Here is a 21,614-nt window from a genome sequence, read left to right on the forward strand (position 1 = left end):
CCCCTATCCCGTTACCCCGGAGGATTCGCTATGCGAATTCTAGTTACCGGCGGTGCAGGGTTCATCGGATCCCATTTAGTACGGCGTTTGGTGGTGAATAGCGGCCACGAAGTCGTCAATTTGGATGCGCTCAAGTATTCAGGTAATCCGGCCAACGTGAAGGATCTTGAGGCACGAGGGGAGTATGTATTCGTTCAGGGGGACATTGGCGATCAGCCGTTAGTCGAGCGGCTTTTGCGAGATCATCGTATTGAAGCGGTCATCAATTGCGCGGCCGAGACCCACGTGGATCGATCAATTCTCGATCCAGGGAGCTTCGCGCGAACCGACGTCGTCGGAACCGGTGTGTTGCTTGAAGAAGCTCGACGAGCCGGCATCCAACGGTTCCTGCAAGTAAGCACTGACGAGGTGTACGGCAGCGTCGAGGTTGGGATGTCTACGGAAGATGATCGGCTTGCACCGCGCAGCCCCTATTCGGCGAGCAAAGCAGGTGGAGATCTTTTGGCTCTCAGTTACTGGACGACCTACAACTTCCCGGTCATGGTTACGCGAGGCAGCAACACTTATGGGCCGAATCAATACCCGGAAAAATTTATTCCCCTGTTTGTAACCAATTCTATTGACGATCAACCTCTTCCACTCTATGGAGACGGGCGGCAGCGCCGGGACTGGCTGGCTGTTCAAGACCATTGTTCAGCCATCGAACACGTTCTGTTGCGAGGAGAGCCAGGCCAGGTTTACAACGTGGGCGGAGGGAACGAACGAGAAAATATCTTCGTTGCAGAGCAATTGTTGGACTTTTTGGGAAAACCCAAGAGTTTGATCCGTTTTGTGCAGGACCGTCCAGGTCACGACCGTCGATATGCAGTGGACTGTTCAAAACTTAAACGTCTTGGTTGGGCACCGGCAGTTCCGTTTGACCGGGGACTCAAAGAAACCGTGGATTGGTTCCGACAGAACGAATCATGGTGGCGTCCGATCAAATCGGGAGAATTTAAGACCTACTATGAAGAGCAGTATCGTCGCCGTCTCGAACAGGGGACATCGTGCGGATCCTGATCACGGGAGCTCACGGGCAGCTTGGCAGCGCGCTGCAGCAGGTGCTGTCACAGGACGAGTTGATCCTCAAAGACCTTCCTCAGTTTGATCTGAGTAATCCGGCGTGTGAGGAGCAGATCCTCTCAGAGCGTCCTGATGCCATTCTGCATGTCGGTGCTTATACGAACGTTGACGGAGCTGAACGGGAACCGGAGCGTGCCAGATTGGTCAATGTCCAAGGCACGAAGTATGTGGCTCGCGCTGCAGAGAGGCTCGGCGCCAGGCTGCTCTTTGTGTCAACAGATTATGTCTTCGACGGGAAAAAAACGAGTCCTTATACTGAAGAAGATTTACCAAGCCCGATCAATCAGTATGGATTATCAAAATATCAAGGTGAACTGGCGGTGCTGGCTGAATGCTCGAACAGCCTGATTGTTCGCACTGCCTGGCTCTACGGCATCGCAGGTCAGAATTTTGTGAAGACCATCATGCGGATTGCCACGGAGAAACCGGTTTTGGATGTTGTCGGTGATCAGCGAGGTTGTCCGACCAACGCTGAAGATTTGGCACGAGCCATCGGTGAGTTGATCCGTGGCGACGCCCGCGGGATCTGCCATGCGACTAACAGCGGTAATTGTACGTGGCATGAATTCGCCGAGGCGATCGTAAAGGAGATGGGACTTTCGGTGGTTGTTCGGCCGATTTCCACAGCCCAAGCCGCTCGTTTGGCGCGGCGGCCTGCTTATTCTGTTTTGTCTCACGATCGATTGAATTCGTTGTATCAGAGACTGCCCAATTGGAGAGAAGCTCTCGCCCGGTTCATCAAACTTGTTGACAAACAGGCGCCAGCGGTCGGGTGATCGAAAGAGTAATGATGAGCAGCTGCACTTCCAGATGGCGGATCTTCACGAAAGTGTTTGAACCGTCGAGCCAAGACTGTATGATGGCGACAGTATAATCCCTTGCGGATTTTTCCTTCATATTTCCAATGACATTTCACAGAAAACGAAAGTTAAGAACACCCCCGACCAGCACTCTCAAATGCATTCGTCTCTTCGCGACGGACGTGGATGGGGTGTTAACTGACGCCGGCATGTACTATTCCGAAACAGGCGATGAGTTAAAAAAATTCAATACGCGCGATGGGATGGGGATCAAACTATTACAACGTATCGGGATCATTACGGCGATTGTCACCCAAGAGCGAACCAAGTTAGTTGCGAGGCGGGCGGAAAAACTGGCGATACCGGAGCTTCACCAGGGTGTCATGGAAAAGCTCTCACTTATCCGGCAAATGGCGGGCCGCCATGGACTGACGTTGGAGCAGGTTGCCTATATCGGGGATGACGTCAACGATCTTGAGGCCTTGAAAGCAGTGGGGTTCTCCGGTGCGCCGGCGGATGCCATGCCTCAAGTGAAATCGGTGGTGCATTACGTCTGCGAAAAGAAGGGTGGCGAAGGGGCCGTCCGCGAAATGATCGAGCTGATTCTCGAAGCACAGGCCTCGGGGCCAAAGGTTCGGGGTAAGGGGCGATGAAGGTCAGATGATATCCAGGACAAACACCCGAGAGAGAACCACTAGCCGATCTCCCAGCGCTTCTCGCCTCGAAGCCCGTCTTTATCCAGTCATCATGGCTGGGGGAAGTGGAACGAGGTTTTGGCCGCTGAGCAGGCAGCTCTTCCCGAAACAGTTGCTGCGCATTATCGGGGAAGAAACGTTGATCCAACAAACCATGCGCCGGGTGGTACATTGCACACCGCCCGATCGAGTGATGATCTCAACAAATCCGGCTCAGGCGGAATCGATTCGGGTGCAGCTGCGCGAGTGGAAAGACGCTCTAGGGGATAATTTTGTTCTAGAGCCGGAGGGAAGAAACACTGCTCCGGCCATCGCACTTGTGGCGTTAGAATTAATGCGCCGTGATCCCGACGCTGTGATGCTGGTGGTGCCGGCCGATCATATTGTGAAAGGTCAGAAAGAATTCGATCAGGCGGTGTCGTTGGCGTCGAAACTGGCAGAAGACGGTTTGTTGGTCACTTTTGGCATTAAGCCGATTCGTCCGGAGACCGGCTATGGCTACATCAAACCGGATCGAAAAATGATTCTAGCGAAGCAGGGCAAGCTTAAAGGGCATCCCGTCGGTCGATTTGTTGAGAAACCAAATGCTGTCAAAGCATCGCAATACATGAAAGACGGAGGCTATTACTGGAACAGCGGGATGTTCGTGTGGCGTGCGGCGACGATTCTCGATGAGATCAGACATTACCAACCGGTACTGTTCCAGGGTATCGAAGATATCGGGCGTTTGCTTGAACAGGGGGCTCCAAGAACGGCGATCGACGAAAAATATCGCAAGCTTCCGTCCGTTTCCATCGACACCGGCGTGATGGAGCGGTCGACAAAAGCTGCGGTCGTGCCGGTCAATTTCCGTTGGTCCGATGTTGGGAGTTGGGGCAGCCTGGACGAAGTGGCGAAAAAGGATAAAGCGGGCAACGTGATCGGAGGGCGCGTAGTCGACTTAGGCAGTCAGCGTTCTATTGTGTATGGCGATCGGCGTGTCGTGGCCACGATTGGCTTGACAGACATGGTTGTCGTCGATACCCCCGATGCTACGCTGGTTTGTCCCAAGTCCCGTGCACAAGATGTGAAAAAGGTCGTGGACATTCTCAGGCAGCAGGGGGCTCCCGAGCATTTGGAGCATCTCACCGTCCACCGTCCTTGGGGATCCTATACCGTCCTTGAAGAGGGGCCGGGCTATAAAGTGAAGCGCGTGACGGTCAACCCATCAGGGCGATTGTCGCTTCAACTGCATCACAAACGGAGCGAACACTGGGTGGTGATTGCCGGAACGGCTCGAGTAACCAGGGGTGAGGAGGTCTTTGATTTACAGAAAGGCCAGGGCACGGCCATTCCTGTCGAAACTCGACATCGTTTGGAAAATCCCGGACAGGAAACCTTGCACATCATCGAGGTACAAAACGGTCCCTATTTGGGCGAAGACGATATTGTACGGTTCCAGGACGATTACGGAAGAACTCCAAAGTCTTAGAGGCAAGGGATTCAGGATGGCACTCTTTCGAGAATACGATCTCCGCGGCATCGTCGGAGATGAATTGACAGACCCTATTGCTGAGCAGGTCGGTCGGGCCTACTGCACCTATGTCAAGGATCGTGGTGTCAAAACGATCACTGTAGGCCGGGATGGCCGACTCAGTTCTCCCGGCTTGTTCAAGTCCCTTGTAAAAGGGCTGCTCGCCGGCGGCATCAACGTCATCGATATCGGTATTTGTCCGTCTCCGCTCGTCTATTTTTCGCTGCATCAGTTGCCGGTTGACGGTGGCATCATGATTACCGGGAGCCACAACGCGGCTGAATATAACGGGTTCAAGATTTGTGTGGGCGAGGAAGCCATTCATGGAGAATCCATTCAAGAACTTCGACGAGTTATGGAGGCAGGACAGTTTGTAAAAGGGCAAGGGACCCTGTCCGAGCATGCCATCATTCCCGACTATCTGGCCTATCTCAAGAAAAGTTTCGCTGGTGTAGATGCCAAATCTCTACACATTGTGATCGATTGCGGGAACGGCGCAGCATCTCTGGTCGCCAGGGAAGCTCTGGAGTTATTGGGGTGCCGTGTGACCGGGCTCTATTGCGACCTCGACGGTCGATTCCCCAATCACCACCCAGATCCGACGGTCTTGGAAAACCTGGATGAATTGGTTGCGGCTGTCGTCAGACACAATGCCGATGTGGGAATCGGCTACGACGGCGATGCTGATCGTATCGGAACGATCGATGAAAAAGGACAAGTCTTGTGGGGCGACCGGTTAATGGTCGTCTACTCTCGCGACATCCTGGCGAAAAAACCTGGCAGCACGATTATTTCAGAGGTCAAAGCTTCTCAATGCCTGTACGACGATATCGCCAGGCAAGGCGGCCGACCCATCATGTGGAAGACCGGTCATTCCTTGATCAAGTCGAAGATGAAGAGCGAGCAGGCTGTCCTAGCCGGTGAAATGTCCGGTCATATGTTTTTTGCCGATCGTTATTTCGGGTACGATGACGCGATCTACGCCTCATGTCGTCTTGTCGAAATTTTGGCGAGGACAGGCAAGTCTTTGTCCTCGCTGGTAGCTGATTTGCCGGTCACCTCCGTGACTCCGGAAATACGGGTGGATATGCCGGACATCATCAAATTCGATGTGGTAAAGTCTGTGCAAGACCACTTAGCGAATTTCGCGAAGTCGGGTGAACCGCTGGGCCCTAAGAAATTAACTCTGCGCGATGTCATCACAATAGACGGTGTGCGTGCCGTGTTCGAAGGAGGATGGGGCTTGATAAGAGCCTCGAATACTCAGCCGGCTTTGGTGCTCAGGTTTGAAGCCGTGTCCGTCGAGCATTTGAATGACATCAGGGCGGTGATCGAAGGTGAGTTGGCCCTTGCGAAGAAGAGTCTTGGCCAGTAACCGTCCGCAGTTTCTTTGCGTACTTCTCCGTGCTCTTCGCATGAACCGTATCACTTCCTCCCTTACGATTTCGGTGCTGGCACTGGTTGGGTGCTGGTATTCGTTGGGAAATGCCAACGTGATACCATCGAACCAGGTTGTCCAACCCGGAGAACGACTGACCTACGATATTTCCTGGTTGAATATATTGGCCGGGACGGCTGTCATGGAGGTCGTAGATGGAGGGGGAAATTCTGATCACCCCCTCGCAAAGTTCATCACCACCGCCCGGTCGAGACCCGCTATTACCCGGTTCTTTCCTGTCAATAATCGTGTGGAGTCCGAGTTCGATATTCCGTCACAGCTCCCCCAGCACATGATCTTCCACCGTCACGAAGGGAAGAAGAAAGAGGACATCGAGTATTTCTTTCATCACCGGGAAGGAACGGTGACCGCTATTCGAGGCGGGTCCAAGGAGGATCTGAAGATAGAACCCGGAACACAGGATTTGATCTCCTGTCTCTACTACGTTCGGAACGTCCTGCCGATGATACCGGGGGCATCGATGACCTTGAACATCCATCACGATAAGAAAAACCGCAAAATTGATGTAAAGGTCCAGAAGGTTGAAACACTTGAAGGGGTATGGGGGAAGGCTGAAACGGCGGAAGTGCTCGTCATCATGCCGTTCCAGGGCCTCTTCCTGAACCAAGGCAACATCCGGGTGTGGTTCACGACTGATGAACGTCGAATCCCCGTGAGGATGAAAGCAAAAGTCATCATCGGATCCATCGTGGCCGATCTGGTGGCGGGGTATTGAGAAGTGAGAGGGACATCCTGACACAATAGCTCTTTGATTGCTCGACCTCTCCAAACCCGTTATACTCCGCTAATAGGCATATGCCAGATTTTCCTCTTACATTAAGCCGATTTATCATTCGTCAGCAGGCAGCCTCACCCGGGGCGACGGGAGAATTCTCCAGCCTGCTTGCTCAAATCGGCCTCGTCGGGAAACTGATCGCTCAAGATCTTCGTCGAGCAGCCTTGATCAACGTGTTGGGTGCGACCGGTGATACAAATGTTCAGGGAGAAGTCGTCAAAAAACTCGACGAGATTGCGAATGATGCGTTCATCAAGGCATTTCGGCAAGGAGGGTTGGTCTGCGCCTTGGCGTCCGAAGAGATGGATTCATCCGTAGCCCTCCCAGAAAATCGGTCCGGACGCTACATGTTGCTCTTCGATCCGCTCGACGGGTCGTCGAATACGGACGTCAACATGCCCCTCGGCGCTATTTTTTCGGTGTTGAAATGGAGAGAGCAGGGACGCCTTCCAACCGACGATGACCTTCTGCGTAGGGGTAGTGAACAAGTTGCGGCCGGCTACCTCCTCTACGGTTCGAGTACAATGCTGGTTTATACTACCGGACAGGGCGCGCACGGGTTTACTTTGGAGCCTGCCATCGGCGAATATCTCTTGTCACACGAGAAGATCCGCATCCCGGCACGAGGGACTGTCTATGCCGTTAACGAAGGGAATTATCACAAGTGGAGCCAAGGTGCACAGAAGTATATTGATTCCCTCAAAGTCCGGGACAAGTCAACAGGACGACCCTATAGCGGGCGTTACTCAGGGTGTCTCGTCGCTGACGTTCATCGGATCCTTTTTTCAGGTGGCATTTACTTGTATCCTGGAGAAATGGACAGGCCGGAGGGAAAACTTCGTCTCCTCTACGAAGCGAATCCATTGGCCATGGTGGTTGAACAGGCAGGAGGCATAGCCAGTACGGGATCGATGAGAATCCTTGAGGTAGAGCCGAAGAAGTTGCATCAGCGGGTTCCACTGATTATCGGTAGTTCCGACGACGTGCGGGAGGCAGAGAAGTATATTCAGGGGCAAGCGTAGAAAACAAAACCAAAGATTGATGAATTTCGGAGGAGAAACATGAGTGACCGGGTTCAAGAAATTCTGAGTTGGTACGGCAGTGATAATGCAGGAACAAAAACAAACATCGCCCGCTTGTTGCGGAGCGGCAGGTTGGCCGGAACAGGCAAGTTGGTCATTTTGCCTGTGGATCAGGGATTTGAGCACGGACCAGCGCGCAGCTTCGCGCCCAATCCGCCCGGGTACAATCCGCACTATCACTTTCAATTAGCTATCGACGCCGGCTGCAACGCCTACGCTGCGCCGCTGGGGTTTCTGGAAGCCGGAGCCAGCCAGTTTGCCGGGCAAATCCCACTGATTCTCAAGCTGAACAACCATGACGTGTTGCACGATGAAAAGGATCCTTTGCCCTCTGTGACCGGCAGCGTGAAGGAGGCCCTTCGGTTGGGCTGTGCGGCCGTCGGGTTTACGATCTATCCCGGTTCTTCTCACTGCAATACCATGTATGAGCAACTTCGAGAGATTGCTGAGGAGGCGAAGGACAACGGGTTGGCTGTCGTCGTTTGGTCCTATCCACGCGGATCCGGATTGAGCAAAGAAGGGGAGACGGCGATGGACATAGTTGCCTACGCAGCCCAAATCGCTGCCCAGCTCGGTGCCCACATTATTAAGGTTAAGCTCCCTTCGGCACACCTTGAGCTGGCGGCTGCCAAGAAAGTCTACGAAGCGGAAAAGATTCCCATCAAAACCTTGGCTGAACGGGTGACACACGTGACGCAGAGTGCGTTCGATGGACGAAGAATCGTCATTTTCTCCGGAGGGGCCAAGAGCGAAGATAAGAATGTGTTCGAAGAGGCCAGGGCGATCAGGGATGGCGGAGGATTCGGTAGCATTATCGGCCGGAATTCATTCCAGCGCCCCAAGGCCGAGGCCGTCAAGTTTCTCAACACGATCATGGATATCTATGCCGGAAAGATTCAGTAGGCACGAGGAGTAGAATCCGCGTATGAATCCTTTAGACAATGAGTCAAGATCTGTTCGGGCGAGTCGCAACTGGCTTCCGGCCGCCGTACTCTTGACTGCTGGTATGGTCATCGGGTTTGTGGTCGCTTCAGACTTGGGATGGCTTCCCACGGGAAACGCCGGACCTGAGGCGGTGCCGAATGGAATCGTGCGGCCCGTGACGACCGCACCCCAGTTGCCTCTGTCTGAAGGCGGGAAGAATTTTGTCGAGATTGCCAAGATGGTAAAACCCGCCGTGGTCAATATCACCGCAACCCGCAGTGGAAAATCCGCACAAGGTCCGCTGAGTTCGCCCTTCGACGACCCATTCTTTCGCAGGTTCTTTGGCGACGAGTTTTTTAAACGGGATCAGCCCCACCGTGAACGAAAAGAGCGCGGGCAGGGATCCGGGGTGATCGTGGACGGGAACGGGTTCATCTTGACCAACAACCACGTCGTGAGCAAAGCCGACGAAATCCGTGTCATCCTGCCGGACAAGCGCGAGTTCAAAGGAAAGTTGATCGGGACCGATGCCAAGACAGACATCGCGGTTGTCAAGATAGAGGCCACGGGATTGCCCACCATTCCCCTCGCCGATTCCGATCAATTGGAAGTCGGCGAATTTGTGTTGGCGGTCGGGAGTCCGTTCGGATTGACTCAAAGCGTGACCATGGGAATCGTCAGCGCTGTGGGTCGGGCCAGCATGGGCATTGCGGAGTATGAAGATTTTATTCAAACCGATGCGGCGATTAACCCGGGGAATTCCGGTGGAGCCTTGGTAAATGTGCGGGGTCAGCTGGTCGGAATCAATACGGCGATCTTCAGCCAAAGCGGGGGGAATATGGGGATCGGGTTTGCCGTACCCAGCAATTTAGCCCGCTCGATCATGGACCAATTGGTCAAGACAGGAAAGGTGGTTAGAGGGTGGCTCGGAGTTGCGATTCAAGATTTGACGCCGGAGCTAGCTCTGCAATTCGGCATTGCAGATACAAAAGGCGTGTTAGTCAGCGATGTGATGGATGACAGCCCGGCGAAAAAAGCGGGATTCGAGCGCGCAGATGTGATTACTGAGTATGACGGCAAACCCATGGATTCGCCGACACATTTGCGAAATGCTGTTGCACAGACTCCGATAGGCCGGAAGGTCTCCGTCAAAATCATACGAGACAAGAAGCCAAAAACGATCGAGGTCACAATCGTTGAGCAGCCAAAGTCGTTCGGTCAACCTGGCTCCGAGGAGAACGGCGAGTCGACGGCTCCGACAGGCGTCTTATCGGATATCGATGTCAGGGAATTGACTCAAGAATTGGCCGCTCGGTACGGTTTGAAGCCTTCCGACCGCGGAGTCGTAGTGGTGCGTGTCAGGTCGGGAAGCACGGCTGAGGAAATGGGCGTGAGGGAAGGTGATGTCATTCTGGAAGTCAATCGCAAGCCTGTCACTTCTCTTACATCCTACGAGCGCGCCGTTGCGGATCTTGAGAAGGATCAGGCCGTGTTGCTGTTGTTGAAAAGGAAGGGCCAAACGATTTTCTTAACGCTTCGTCCATGATGTGTTGTTGCATCGAATCTCTAACCCGGAGGGTTCAATGAGAGGAGGTGGAGCTATGGTTTCAAGAGCCATATTCGTCCTTCTCAGTGCACTGGCGGGCATAGCCCTGTTCAGCAGGGTTGAGGAAGCCAATGCCTTGTATATGGTCTATGGCATGGCGATCGGGGTTGCGACAGCCGGGTTAATCCTTGCCGCGGAATATGCCTTACGCAATCTCTCATTCGGCATTGTTGTCGGGGGGGCATCCGGATTGGCCGCCGGGCTGTTGCTCACGGGTTTGGTGGAATGGGTTGGAGGTGAGATTTTCGACGTCCAAACCTTCTTGTTCCATATCGGCGGGTTGGTTTTCCTACTTGGATTTCCCTACCTTGGTCTCGTATTTGGAGCACGCTTCGGAAAAGAGAAATTCCAAAGTCCCGAGCAGAGGTTCTTGGAGCAGGCGGGCGCTACGATCTGTCCCAAGCTGCTCGACACCAGTGTGATAATCGATGGTCGCGTGGCGGATCTGTGTGAGACGGGATTTCTCGAAGGCACGTTTCTGGTTCCGCACTTCATTCTCGATGAACTTCAACATATAGCCGACTCATCCGATTCGCTTAAGCGGGCGAGGGGGCGGCGCGGCCTTGATATCCTGAACAAAATTCAGAAAATGGGCGATGTGGACGTCCGGATCATCGACGAAGATGTTTCGACCGTCAAGGAAGTGGACGCCAAGCTTGTTGTGCTGGCGAAGAAGATGCAGGCCAAGATCATGACCAATGATCTGAACCTCAACAAAGTCGCGGAGCTTCAAGGTGTCCGTGTGTTGAACATCAATGAGCTATGCAATGCTCTGCGTCCGGTCGTGTTGCCTGGGGAAACTATTCGGGTCTTCGTGCTCAAAGAGGGGAAGGAGGCCGGGCAGGGCGTGGCCTATCTCGACGACGGGACAATGATCGTGGTAGATAACGCGCGGCGCTACATTGGGAAGAACGTGGATGTTGTGGTCACGAGCGTCCTACAAACCACGGCCGGTCGCATGATCTTTACCCGCTTGAAGGAAGAAACCGACCGGGAGGAGTTACAAGTCGCGCGTGCATAGTCGGGTTATTGCCCTTGTGCCTGCTGCCGGGCTTGGCCTTCGAATGGGTGGAACTGTACGGAAGCAGTTTCGCACGCTCGGGGGTATGCCTCTCGTTGTTCATTCGCTCCGTATCCTGCAAGCTTCCCCTGTCATCGACGCGGTGGTTCTCGCCGTTCCGGAAGCGGACATCACGTATTGCCGCCACGAGATTGTTGACGCACATCGATTTACCAAAGTCATAGCCGTCGTTGCCGGAGGACAAGAACGGCAGGACTCCGTGCGCCAGGCCTTGGCTGCTGTCGACGAACATGTCGACATCGTCGTGGTACACGATGCCGTGAGACCCTTCTTGACCGAACGGATGCTGGCAGAAGTGGTCGCTGAAGCACAGGCAAAAGGCGCCGCCATCATCGCCTTACCTATGCGCGATACGGTCAAATGGGTTGGAGCCGATCGTGTGATCGAACGGACGGTCGATCGCAAACCGCTGTGGCTTGCTCAGACGCCGCAAGCCTTCAGGCGCGATTGGCTCCAGGAAGCTCATCAAAAGGCCAAAGCCGAAGGGGTAGCCGCAACGGATGACGCATATTTGATCGAATGGATGGGGCATCCTGTGACGGTCGTGGAGGGAAGTGGGGAAAATATCAAAGTCACGAGACCGGAAGACATGATTATCGGAGAAGCCATCTTCGCATCGCGGCAGACGACGGTGGAGAAAGGGTAGACATGGGGACGGGATTTCGCATCGGATACGGGTATGACGTTCATCCGCTTGGACCGGGCCGGAAACTGATCTTAGGGGGGATCGAAATCCCGCATAACAAGGGACTGCAGGGGCATTCCGATTCCGATGTCCTCGTGCATGCTGTGTGTGATGCCCTCCTGGGTGCCATGGGAGAAGGAGATCTGGGACGCCATTATCCCAGTTCCGATCAACGATACAAGGGAATCTCGAGCTTGAAGTTACTGGAAGACGTTGTCTCGAAGCTTACGGCAAAAGGATACAGAATCGGCAACATCGATACGGTCATCGTGGCGCAGGCGCCCCGGCTGGGGCCCCATCTCGAGGCCATGCAAAATAAGATGGCGGAGGTTGCCGGAATAGATGTCCGTTTGGTCAATGTGAAGGTAAAGAGCGGGGAGGGGCTCGATTCTGTAGGGAAGGAGGACGGAATGGTCGCCCACGCCGTCTGTTTGATTGAATCGGCCTGAGCATCGTAGAATGCCGGCATGTTAAAGGCAATCGGGCAGGATCTTAAAGCTGTCTTCGACCGGGACCCGGCCGCGACGAGCAAGCTCGAAGTCATTCTCACCTACGCGGGATTTCATGCGCTCCTAGCGTATCGCGTGGCTCATTGGTTGAAGAGTCATGGCGTGCCGTTCTTTCCCAGAGCGATATCGCAGGCAGCCCGCTGGCTGACCGGGATTGAGATTCATCCATCAGCCAAGATCGGCACAGGCTTCTTTATCGATCATGGGATGGGTGTGGTGATCGGGGAAACCGCCGAGATCGGTGATTATGTAACGCTATTTCAGGGGGTCACGCTTGGAGGGACCGGAAAGGAACGGGGAAAGCGGCATCCGACGTTGGGGAATCATGTGGTGGTCGGAGCTGGTGCGAAGATTCTCGGCGGCATTACGATCGGTGACAACGTGAAGATCGGCGCCAATTCGGTGGTTCTTAAGAATGTCACGGCTAATTCAACCGTCATAGGGGTTCCTGCCCGCGTAATTAAAACCCAGGGTGAACGTCTCCCCGATGCTACGATGGACCACATCAATCTTCCGGACCCGATCAGCGACAGATTTCTGGCGCTTGAGCAAGAATTGATCGAACTACGCAAGAAGCTTGATAACCGTGATGAATCCCTTCCGAGTTAACCCGCCCCGATCCTGTTGACGTCATTCCTTTTTTTTCTTTCCCCCTGCCCAAGAAGCTGTCGTAACGTTAGGTGTCGCGAAGAGTCTCCCCCCAGCTTGTTCGATTCATCTCCTGCGTCAGGTGGAACTCCCTCATCTTCTCCGGTTGAACAGTTCTTTCTGGTTTTGGTTCCAGGCGTTTTCTTTATTTTGTCTGGTCGTAATCAACGCGGATGAGGAACAGGCCATGAGGAGGGGCGGTCCGCCCGGCCGCAGTCCTGTCCCGTGCGGCAAGGACATCGGCGAGGCTTCCTGGGAGGCGCTTCCCGTGGCCGACCTCGACAAGTGTTCCGACAATGGTTCGAACCATATGTTTAAGGAACCGGTCGGCATACGCATGTATGAGAAGCGAATCTCCATGCTGAGTCAACGAGAGTTGTTGCAGGTCACAGAGAGGGTCCTCGTTGTCGGTTAAGGTTCCCTCGAACGATGTAAAATTATGCTTTCCGATGAGGAGAGAGGCCGCCTGTTTCATGGCCTCGACGTCGAGTGGCTTGTAGATGTGCCAGAAGTAGGAGCGATCGATGGCGGGCCGTTCCGGACGGGTGAGGATCCGATATTCGTAGAGTTTCCCTTTGGCAGCATAACGTGCATGAAAATCGTCGTGCATGATCGCAGCCGAGCGTACGGCAATGTCCACGGGAAGTCTGGCGTTGAAACCTTTCGTCCATTCGCGAGGGGTCCAATTGCGATCGATTCGAAAGCTGACGACTTGCCCCAAGGCATGGACGCCTGAGTCGGTGCGTCCCGCGGCGATGACGGAAACGGTTTCTTGGGTAAGTTCGAACAGCGCGGTTTCGATCGCCTCTTGTATCGTCGGTTGATCGGGCTGGCGCTGCCAGCCGGCATAGCGGCTGCCGTCATATTCGACGATTAATTTGATAGTAGGCATCATCGAGACAAATGCGGGAAGCCGTATGTCATTGGCCCGGTTGGTTCGCAGAATTGAGGTAAGTGAGAACGCCTTTAAGTACGGACTCCGCGACGCGGGTTAAAAATGTGTTGCTCCGGAGCAAGCTCTCTTCAGTCGTATTGGAAATGTAGGCGATCTCTGCGAGGATGCTGGGCATGCTCGTAAAGCGGAGGACGTAGAAAGGAGCAGTCTTCACGCCATGATCCACCAAAGCGTAATGCCCGTTCAAATGTGTGATCATGGCTTCTTTGGTGTTCCACGCGAGGTCCAACGACTCTTCGATTTTTTTGGCTGCCAACAGGTCCGCGACCAAGTATTCCCAACCCACGCCGGTATTGTTAAGAGGCGTACCATTTTCGCGCGCTGCGACTTCGAGTGCCCGCTGATCTTTTGCCTCTCCGAAGTGGTAGATTTCAATGCCTCTGACGGAGCGTTGAGGATGCGAATTGACGTGAATGGACACAAACAGATCGGCTTCATTTCCATTAGCAAATTTGGCGCGGTCCTCGAGTTCCACAAAAACGTCGCGGTCCCGAGTCATAAGGACACGGATCCCCGGTTGCTTCCTCAGCAGGTGGCGAAGTTTGAGCGCAACTTTCAGTGTGATGTCTTTTTCCCGGGTACCGCGTTGTCCATGTGCGCCTGGATCTTTTCCCCCGTGCCCTGGATCGATCACGATGGTCTTGAACGCTTTTGCTGGCGGGGGAACCGGTTGTGGTGGAGTTGGCGCCGGAGCGGGAGTGTTCAAGGGAACCGCTTCCCCTGAAGCAGTCGAAGATTCCTGTGGAACCGGCGGGGTGTTTGATGGCACGACATCAATCACGAGGCGGGGAGGGTTCGCCAACGTTAACATGCGATAGGTTTCGTATGATCCAGAGGGGAGCGAGACGGAAACAGAACGTTCCGAAGGTTGAGCGATCACAAACGGCTGCGGTAAAGAACCTGTATCGATTTTCCGTTGCGCCTTTGGGCTTAAGGTTGCGTTGGGAATTTCAATGACGATCTCACCGCCGGATGAGCCGGCAGGCTTACGCACCTTTACCTTGCGGTTGAGGTCGAGGACCAGTCTGGTCGAGTCAGGTGACACGGACGAGCGGAGGTTTTCGACCATCGCCGGCAACATGGCTGTAGGAGCGATGCTAATGGGGGAGTTCTGAGAACGCTTCGTTTGGCTGCCTGTTTCCCGCTGTCGGTTTTTTGTCGCGGCTTCTGCTTGCCCAGGACCGGAGGGATAAACGGACACGACTTGGAGACTGAATAGCCCAAGGAGGAGTACCAGGCTGACTATGCGCCGGAAGGCCATTGACATGGATTTCTTCTGAAATTGTAGGATCTTAACTATCTCTCAGATGTTCCGTGGCTTGTCAAGCGGAACAGCTATCTTGCGAAGTCTGCGGTTCATTGACAGTCCATTGATGAGAGCGTAGGTTTTGATGCCTATGCATCTGATCATAGACGGATACAACCTCTTGGCCGTCACGGCCCCTGGCGGTGCAGTGCAAAGTCGCCTTTCAGAAATGGCTCGGGAGGTCCTACTGAGAGATCTGGCAGCCTATCGCCAACGGAAGGGCCACGTCATGACTGTTGTGTTTGATGGGTGGCAGCAAGGCCATCCTGTTGAAGGGCGGGAGCATCGTTCAGGAGTCCAGGTCGTCTATTCAAGACGCGGGGAAAAAGCCGATCAGGTCATTCAGCGGTTGGCGAGAGAGTATGGAGGAGACTGTGCCATCGTGAGCTCGGATCGGGAAATAGTGAACCATGCCAGGGCTTACGGGGCCTTCGTCATGGGGGCAGCGGAATTTGCCGCACGGTTACAGGCCACCTCACGCGTTGGAGGAGGTATTGCCGGTAAGGAGTTAGATCGGGACGATGACGACCTTCCGAAAGGACGAATTGAAAAGAGAGGAAATCCGAGGAAACTTCCGAAGTCTCAGCGACAACGAAACCGGCAGTTCAAGCGATTTTGAACAAACGTTTGGCGTTGTTGGCTGTTATAAGACCGATCTCTTCCGGGGTAAGGGTCTGTTTATCGGTATGGATTGCAGCAAGTTGTTTGGCGACCTGTTCGACATAGGCCGGTTCGTTCCGTTTCCCGCGGTGGGGAACGGGTGACAGATAGGGGCAATCGGTTTCGATCAAGACTCGATCCAGTGGTGCGTTCTTGGCGATTTCACGTAGCGCGGTTGCGTTTTGGAACGTCAAGATTCCTGAGAACGACAAATAGAAGCCAAGATCCAGTGCATCCTTTGCCAGCCAGGCGTCTCCCGAGAAGCAATGAAATACTCCGCCGACTTCTGAAGCCTTCTCCTCTTTCAGGATCGTAATCGTATCCTCCTGAGCTTCCCTTGTGTGAATGATTATAGGAAGGGTCAGTTCACGCGCGAGCTGGATTTGTTCGCGAAAACGATCGCGCTGAATCTTCTGCGGGGAGTGGTTGTAATGATAATCCAATCCGATTTCCCCGTAGGCGACGACCTTCTTGTTTTTTGCGAGCTGGCGGAAGTCATCGTACCAGGTGTCGCCGATATGCTTGACCTCATGAGGATGAACACCGATTGAGGCAAAGACAAAGGAGTATCGGTCGGATAATACAACTGCTGATCGACTTGTGCTGAGGTCGCATCCAACAGAGATCATAGCCTCGACTCCGGCTGCACGGGCGCGGGCGATCATGGCCTCGCGGTCGGTCTCGTAACGGGCATCGTCGAGGTGTGTATGGGTGTCGATGAGCATCGTTGAGGCTGGCCCGACTGCGTTTGGTCTCAAAGGTCTAAATGAGTCAGGCAGGTTTGGTAACGAGGCTGTCAGCGAGTTCTGTAAGGAGAGATGCTGTCTCGTCCCAACCCAGGCATGCGTCGGTAATGGAAACTCCGTGGGCCAACGGGATCCCTTGCTTCCAGGTTTGTTTACCGGGGTTAAGGTTGCTTTCGAGCATCAGCCCCATGATGGTGTGACGGCCTTCACGAAACTGGCGCAACACCTCGCGGGCTACCAGGCCTTGCTTACGGTGATCTTTGCTCGAGTTGTCGTGGGAACAGTCGATCATAATCGGTCTGGAAATGCCCTCGCCTGCAACGGCGGCCTCAGCTTTTGCCACGTGCTCGGCGTCGTAGTTCGTTCTCCCTCCACCTCCACGCAGGACAATATGGCGATCAGGATTGCCCATCGTTCTGATGATCGACGTTTGGCCATCCGCATTGATGCCGACGAAATGATGCGGCGTGCGGGCCGACGTCATGGCATTGACAGCGACCTGCAGGCTTCCTTCTGTCCCATTCTTGAATCCGACCGGCATGGAGACGCCGCTGGCCATTTCCCTATGGGTCTGACTTTCAGTCGTTCTGGCACCGATAGCAGTCCAACTGATCAGATCAGCGATATATTGCGGGCTGATGGGGTCCAGTAGTTCCGTGGCGCAAGGAACGCCCAACTGGTTGATTCTCAGAAGAATGGTGCGGGCCAGTTCCATCCCAGTGGCGATATCACAAGTGCCGTCCAAGTGGGGATCATTGATCAATCCTTTCCAGCCCACAGTGGTTCTCGGCTTCTCAAAATAGGTTCTCATGACGATCAAGAGGTGGTCGCGCAAGGCATCGGCAACCGGCTTCAGCTTTGCGGCATACTCGAAGGCAGCCTCCGCATCGTGAATGGAACAAGGACCGACGATTACAAGCAGGCGATCGCGGTCTTGTCCGTGGAGGATTCGACGGATCGCGTCTCTGGTTTCAACAACTAAGGCCGCCGCTTCTTCGGTGATGGGGAGTTTCGTCTTGATGGCGCGTGGCGAAGGGAGCGCCTTGATATCTATGACATGCTGGTTGTCGAGAGGTTGATTCATAACCGTGCTTTCCTTGAGTTAAAACAGCAAATGGCCGCATAGTCTAACCAAATCTTGTGTGAAAGTCTATGTGTTGAACTGTAAGTTATTGAAAAGGCAATATAATACAGGTCTGATAATCTCGGGTTCTTCTTCCGAATGCCTATACGTGATCGGAGCGGATTTGACCCATTTACGGACGCTGTGCTAGTGAGTGCAACGTGATGAACTGGTCCGTTTTGATTTCGTGGGCAAGGAACGGGGTCCTGCTAGGCCTCGTCCTGTTGTTGTCCGTCACGGCGCCGTTTGCTGCTGCACAGGATGTGCATCATGAATTGGCCGCAGCCGATACAGACGGACATGAGCATTCTGACACAGACATCTGTCAGTGGGTGCAACACCATACGGCAGGGGCACTAGACCTGGCTGCTCCCGTGTTGTCTCGTTGGGATCCTATTGCCGTCCACACTGTCCCGGCATTGTCCGCTCTGCTCTCTGTCGATTTCTCACCTTTAGGGCCATCCAGAGCACCACCCCGGATCTAAACTCTCGCCCAAACTGCTGTTGGACCGGTAAGCAGTGCCCTGAGCGGCGCTGCGGGTCGCAGCCAGTCACTCGTGGTGTTTGCTTCAGATTCGGGAGGTCCCATGCAACATGTTCTTCTGACTCATCGTGTACGGCCACATGCCATTTGCGTACTGATTGCATTTGGGTGCCTGGCATCCTGGCCACTTCATGCGGTGGGGGCCGAAAAGGCAGAAACGATACATGGTATCGTCCAATCACAAGATCTACGGCGTGTGCCGCAGGCTATCGTCGAATTGAAAAATCAAGAAGGGGATACAGTCGAAAAAGTGGTTTCGAATGATGCCGGGGAGTTTTCCTTGCAGGCTCCCGAGAAGGGAACCTATTCCGTCAGTGCGCGGCAGGATACCTACCGAAGCGAATACGTTGTGTTGACAGTTGAGGATGGCGAGTCAACAGAACTGATCACCTTGACTCTGACAAATACGAGGGAGATTTCGCTAGAAGTCGTCGCGCCGTTGCCGCCTATCAACTTCAAAGCGTCGAGCGAAACGTATTCGGTCACTCGCAAGGAGATTGAAGCGCTTCCGCGAGGGAACAATAACGAATTGCACGATGTCTTGCTGACAGTTCCAAGTGCAACTTATGGGGCGCTCAAGCAGGTGCACATCAGGCAGGATCATGCCAATCTTCAGCTCAGGATCGACGGTGTGCCGATTCCCGATACCGTGTCCTCGACATTTTCCGATGTCATTTCACCGCGAGCCTGGGAGCGCGCCGACATCGTGCTCGGCGGAATGGAGGCCAACGTAGGCAATAAGGCGGCCGCACTGATCGATATTACGACAAAGAGCGGGACAAAGCCGGGATTCGGATCAGCCCAAGTTTTTGGAGGATCGAACAAGACTCTCACGCCTTCAATCGAATACGGAGGAACGGCCGGTGAGAAGGTTCGGTACTATTTCCTGAACAGTTACACGACGACGAATCGTGGCATCGAACCTCCGACACTTGGGCATTCGATCTTTCATGGCCAGAGCGAGAGAAACCAAACCATATTCCGCGGCGATTATCAGCTGGATAACAAGAATAACTTCACGTTGCAGTTCTTGAACTCCATCGCGAAGTACCAAATCCCAACCATGCCGGGACAAGTGCAAAACGGAACTATTTCTGCGCTGTTGCCTCCTGGCTTCCCCTCGGTGCCGTCGGAGATGATCGATGAAAACCAGAATGAACACAACCAATACGGGCATCTGGTATGGCGGCACGACGTCTCGTCAAATCAATTTTTCAGCCTCGCCGGATACTTCAGGCATACAAGGGCCGCGTTTAAGACGGATCCGTTCAATGTGCTGGGCTATGTGTCCGATGAAACGGAACCCTTCTCGGCAGCCGATCAGGACCGCATGGCTTATTCAGGCGGGGTTCGGCTGGATTACACCTACGTCTATAGCAACAGGCATCTGATCAAAACGGGATTTCAAATTGATCGAACGCAAGCCATCAATAAAACGAAACTCTATACCTTTCTAGACGACGGGGCAGGCAATCCTACCGGAGGAGTCATCGCCTTGAACGCAGACAACCGGCTCATAGGATGGCGCCAAGAATTCTGGATTCAAGACCAGTGGTCGCCTACCGATCATTGGACATTCAACATCGGAGTTCGAGGCGATGCGGTCCAGTACCTTCGGAGCGAGGGGCAAGTCAGTCCTCGCCTCGGGGTCACATATAAACATAACCAGTCAAATGTGTTTCATGCCTTTTATGGTCGAATGTTTACGCCGCCGAACCTCGAAGCGATATCCTTTGCCAAATTAAATACAGGGGGAACAAAGGCACAGCCGGAAGATACGACAAACAATACGGTGCGAGCGGAACGTGCCCATTATTTCGAAATCGGGAGCTACCATGCCCTGAGCCGGTGGGCGACTTTGGAATTGACCGGATATTACAAGCTGGCCAACTACCTCTCCGACGCAGGCCAATTTGGAACGACTCCACTGCTTAACTACTTTGCCTTTGAGCGGGGATGGCAACGTGGCATCGACGCATCGCTGAAACTGCAACTGCGTGACGATTTGACAGCTCGCGGGAACGTGGCCTGGGGCCAATGTAAGGGATACGGCCTGCAGTCCGGCCACTTTCTCCTCGAAGCCAAGGAGATAGCCGATATTAACTCGCCAGGCGGAGTATTTTGCGATCATACCCAAATGGTGACGAGCTCCGCGGTTTTGAGCTATCAGTTGTTACCTCATACACTGGTGACAGGACAGATGCTTTTTGGGTCCGGTTTGCGTACGGCTGAGAATGATCAAGCGAAGACCAATTCCACCCATATGCCATCCTACACGGTGTACAATATGTCGTTAACGCATCTGGTGCTTTTGCCCTGGCACGGTCAAAAAGTATTGCTTGGTTTCGACCTGATCAATCTGCTTGATCAAAAGTATTTCATCAATCGCGGGGAGGGGAGTATTGGTCTTGGCGTTGCCCATGCGGGGATGCCCCGTTCTTTCTTTTTTCGAGCCCAATGGACGTTTTAGGGAGGACGCTGTGAGTTCGATGGGACGGGTATTGGTGTTCGGGGTGGTTCTACTATCGGGCATCGACGGACCGGCATCTGCTGCTGAAGGCGACGCCGCCACCCACCATTCGGATCATGACGAGGACGTGCTTGAATTGCCAGAGGTTCATGTCCATGGGGCTCCGCTCAATAAGGATCAGCAGCAGGGGCCTGTCGCGAAGTCTATGCCTTGGCCCGAAATTCCTCCCTCGCTCGAAGGGAAAGAGCTCGACGATTGGATGAAGGCGCGCCTTTTGGTGTCGAAAGAGGCGAAGGTGACGGTCGTGATTCTGGAGCCATGCAGATACCGCGAATTGACCCTGGCGGGCATGGCAGCGCTCAGTAAATGGACATTCGACCCTCAGATGCGTGGAGATAGTCCGGTAGACGGTGAACTGACGGTCCGAATTCACTTCCATACTCGTTGATAAGGGGGCTAGAGGCGTGGGGCGAAGGGCAGAAGGAAAAAGGGAGTTTGCCGAATGCGTTTTCTGTAGGTTCCGGCCGCACCCGAGCGGTGCCACATGAGCTGGGACGAATCGCTCACGGGTGTCATCAACAGCTTCTCCGGCCAATCGCCCATGCTCGATTGGTTGGCCTTAACGCTTTCTAGTCCGTCCATGCTGTGGGCCCCGGGTTTACTTCTCACGGGGTATTGGGTCTGGTTATCTTGGCGGGAGGCTTTGATTGCGGCACCCGTGTTTGGTGGAGCGATCGGCTTGCTCGATTTTATCGGGGCGCAGCTCAAACATCTTGTAGCACGCCCTCGTCCTTGCATGGTCATGCCGGACCTCCATCAGTTGCAGGCCTGCGGCAAGGTATTCAGTTTCCCGTCGAATCATGCCGTCAATACAGCCACGGCTGCGGCCTTTCTGCAGGTGCTCTATCCCC

General features: G+C 54.1%; 22 protein-coding genes. 18 read left to right on the forward strand and 4 right to left on the reverse strand.

Features of this window, described 5'->3' with window-relative positions; genetic code table 11:
* Positions 1-30: 30 nt before the first annotated feature.
* The 13 genes from rfbB (at position 31) to cysE (ending at position 12,860) form a co-directional block, all read left to right on the forward strand.
* Positions 31-1,059: a dTDP-glucose 4,6-dehydratase gene (gene rfbB, locus ACWVCN_RS00895; RefSeq protein WP_455243639.1), complete on the forward strand. Its 1,029-nt coding sequence runs from the start codon at positions 31-33 to the stop codon at positions 1,057-1,059.
* On the forward strand, positions 1,047-1,898 hold the full coding sequence (gene rfbD / locus ACWVCN_RS00900) for a dTDP-4-dehydrorhamnose reductase (RefSeq protein ID WP_455243618.1): 852 nt from the start codon (positions 1,047-1,049) through the stop codon (positions 1,896-1,898). Before rfbB ends, rfbD begins: the two co-directional genes overlap by 13 nt.
* Positions 1,899-2,026: 128 nt before the next feature.
* Positions 2,027-2,575 (forward strand): KdsC family phosphatase, encoded by a 549-nt coding sequence (locus ACWVCN_RS00905; RefSeq protein ID WP_455243619.1) that lies wholly within the window; start codon positions 2,027-2,029, stop codon positions 2,573-2,575.
* A 7-nt stretch (positions 2,576-2,582) separates the two neighbouring features.
* Complete coding sequence (locus ACWVCN_RS00910) at positions 2,583-4,088, forward strand: mannose-1-phosphate guanylyltransferase/mannose-6-phosphate isomerase (protein WP_455243620.1); 1,506 nt, start codon at positions 2,583-2,585, stop codon at positions 4,086-4,088.
* A gap of 16 nt (positions 4,089-4,104) precedes the next feature.
* Positions 4,105-5,505 (forward strand): phosphomannomutase/phosphoglucomutase, encoded by a 1,401-nt coding sequence (locus ACWVCN_RS00915; protein WP_455243621.1) that lies wholly within the window; start codon positions 4,105-4,107, stop codon positions 5,503-5,505.
* Positions 5,495-6,304 carry a DUF3108 domain-containing protein gene (locus tag ACWVCN_RS00920; RefSeq protein WP_455243622.1) on the forward strand — a complete coding sequence of 270 codons (810 nt, stop codon included), beginning with the start codon at positions 5,495-5,497 and terminating at the stop codon, positions 6,302-6,304. The genes ACWVCN_RS00915 and ACWVCN_RS00920 overlap by 11 nt, the downstream gene beginning before the upstream one ends.
* An 80-nt stretch (positions 6,305-6,384) precedes the next feature.
* Positions 6,385-7,386 (forward strand): class 1 fructose-bisphosphatase, encoded by a 1,002-nt coding sequence (gene fbp / locus ACWVCN_RS00925; RefSeq protein WP_455243623.1) that lies wholly within the window; start codon positions 6,385-6,387, stop codon positions 7,384-7,386.
* Between the two features lie 39 nt (positions 7,387-7,425).
* Positions 7,426-8,349 carry a class I fructose-bisphosphate aldolase gene (locus ACWVCN_RS00930; protein WP_455243624.1) on the forward strand — a complete coding sequence of 308 codons (924 nt, stop codon included), beginning with the start codon at positions 7,426-7,428 and terminating at the stop codon, positions 8,347-8,349.
* Between the two features lie 22 nt (positions 8,350-8,371).
* On the forward strand, positions 8,372-9,916 hold the full coding sequence (locus ACWVCN_RS00935) for a DegQ family serine endoprotease (protein WP_455243625.1): 1,545 nt from the start codon (positions 8,372-8,374) through the stop codon (positions 9,914-9,916).
* Positions 9,917-9,971: 55 nt separating this feature from the next.
* Positions 9,972-10,997 carry a PIN domain-containing protein gene (locus ACWVCN_RS00940; RefSeq protein ID WP_455243626.1) on the forward strand — a complete coding sequence of 342 codons (1,026 nt, stop codon included), beginning with the start codon at positions 9,972-9,974 and terminating at the stop codon, positions 10,995-10,997.
* The gene (gene ispD, locus ACWVCN_RS00945; protein WP_455243627.1) at positions 10,990-11,703 is read left to right on the forward strand and encodes a 2-C-methyl-D-erythritol 4-phosphate cytidylyltransferase; all 714 of its coding nucleotides are present in this window, start codon (positions 10,990-10,992) and stop codon (positions 11,701-11,703) included. Before ACWVCN_RS00940 ends, ispD begins: the two co-directional genes overlap by 8 nt.
* A 2-nt stretch (positions 11,704-11,705) precedes the next feature.
* A complete protein-coding gene (ispF, locus tag ACWVCN_RS00950) occupies positions 11,706-12,191 on the forward strand; it encodes a 2-C-methyl-D-erythritol 2,4-cyclodiphosphate synthase (protein ID WP_455243628.1) in 486 nt (161 codons plus the stop codon).
* 18 nt (positions 12,192-12,209) lie between these two features.
* Positions 12,210-12,860 (forward strand): serine O-acetyltransferase, encoded by a 651-nt coding sequence (gene cysE, locus ACWVCN_RS00955; RefSeq protein ID WP_455243629.1) that lies wholly within the window; start codon positions 12,210-12,212, stop codon positions 12,858-12,860.
* A 184-nt stretch (positions 12,861-13,044) separates the two neighbouring features.
* On the opposite strand, the gene truA is transcribed toward cysE, so the two are convergent.
* Positions 13,045-13,794 (reverse strand): tRNA pseudouridine(38-40) synthase TruA, encoded by a 750-nt coding sequence (gene truA, locus ACWVCN_RS00960; protein ID WP_455243630.1) that lies wholly within the window; start codon positions 13,792-13,794, stop codon positions 13,045-13,047.
* A gap of 25 nt (positions 13,795-13,819) precedes the next feature.
* A complete protein-coding gene (locus ACWVCN_RS00965) occupies positions 13,820-15,121 on the reverse strand; it encodes an N-acetylmuramoyl-L-alanine amidase (protein ID WP_455243631.1) in 1,302 nt (433 codons plus the stop codon).
* A 130-nt stretch (positions 15,122-15,251) separates the two neighbouring features.
* On the opposite strand from ACWVCN_RS00965, the gene ACWVCN_RS00970 reads away from it, so the two are divergent.
* Complete coding sequence (locus tag ACWVCN_RS00970) at positions 15,252-15,779, forward strand: NYN domain-containing protein (protein WP_455243632.1); 528 nt, start codon at positions 15,252-15,254, stop codon at positions 15,777-15,779.
* On the opposite strand, the gene ACWVCN_RS00975 is transcribed toward ACWVCN_RS00970, so the two are convergent.
* Both ACWVCN_RS00975 and ACWVCN_RS00980 read right to left on the reverse strand, forming a co-directional pair.
* On the reverse strand, positions 15,766-16,545 hold the full coding sequence (locus ACWVCN_RS00975) for a TatD family hydrolase (protein ID WP_455243633.1): 780 nt from the start codon (positions 16,543-16,545) through the stop codon (positions 15,766-15,768). The genes ACWVCN_RS00970 and ACWVCN_RS00975 overlap by 14 nt on opposite strands.
* Positions 16,546-16,591: 46 nt before the next feature.
* Positions 16,592-17,650 carry a 3-deoxy-7-phosphoheptulonate synthase gene (locus ACWVCN_RS00980; RefSeq protein WP_455243634.1) on the reverse strand — a complete coding sequence of 353 codons (1,059 nt, stop codon included), beginning with the start codon at positions 17,648-17,650 and terminating at the stop codon, positions 16,592-16,594.
* A gap of 203 nt (positions 17,651-17,853) precedes the next feature.
* Here ACWVCN_RS00980 and ACWVCN_RS00985 point away from each other — a divergent pair, with 203 nt between their 5' ends.
* From ACWVCN_RS00985 to ACWVCN_RS01000, 4 genes are all read left to right on the forward strand, one after another.
* Positions 17,854-18,174: a hypothetical protein gene (locus tag ACWVCN_RS00985; protein ID WP_455243635.1), complete on the forward strand. Its 321-nt coding sequence runs from the start codon at positions 17,854-17,856 to the stop codon at positions 18,172-18,174.
* Positions 18,175-18,276: 102 nt separating this feature from the next.
* The gene (locus tag ACWVCN_RS00990) at positions 18,277-20,703 is read left to right on the forward strand and encodes a TonB-dependent receptor (RefSeq protein WP_455243636.1); all 2,427 of its coding nucleotides are present in this window, start codon (positions 18,277-18,279) and stop codon (positions 20,701-20,703) included.
* 10 nt (positions 20,704-20,713) lie between these two features.
* A complete protein-coding gene (locus ACWVCN_RS00995) occupies positions 20,714-21,151 on the forward strand; it encodes an energy transducer TonB family protein (RefSeq protein ID WP_455243637.1) in 438 nt (145 codons plus the stop codon).
* A 96-nt stretch (positions 21,152-21,247) separates the two neighbouring features.
* On the forward strand, positions 21,248-21,614 hold a 367-nt coding region (locus tag ACWVCN_RS01000; protein ID WP_455243638.1), incomplete at its 3' end, for a phosphatase PAP2 family protein.

It is taken from the genome of Petrachloros mirabilis, from assembly GCF_975968855.1.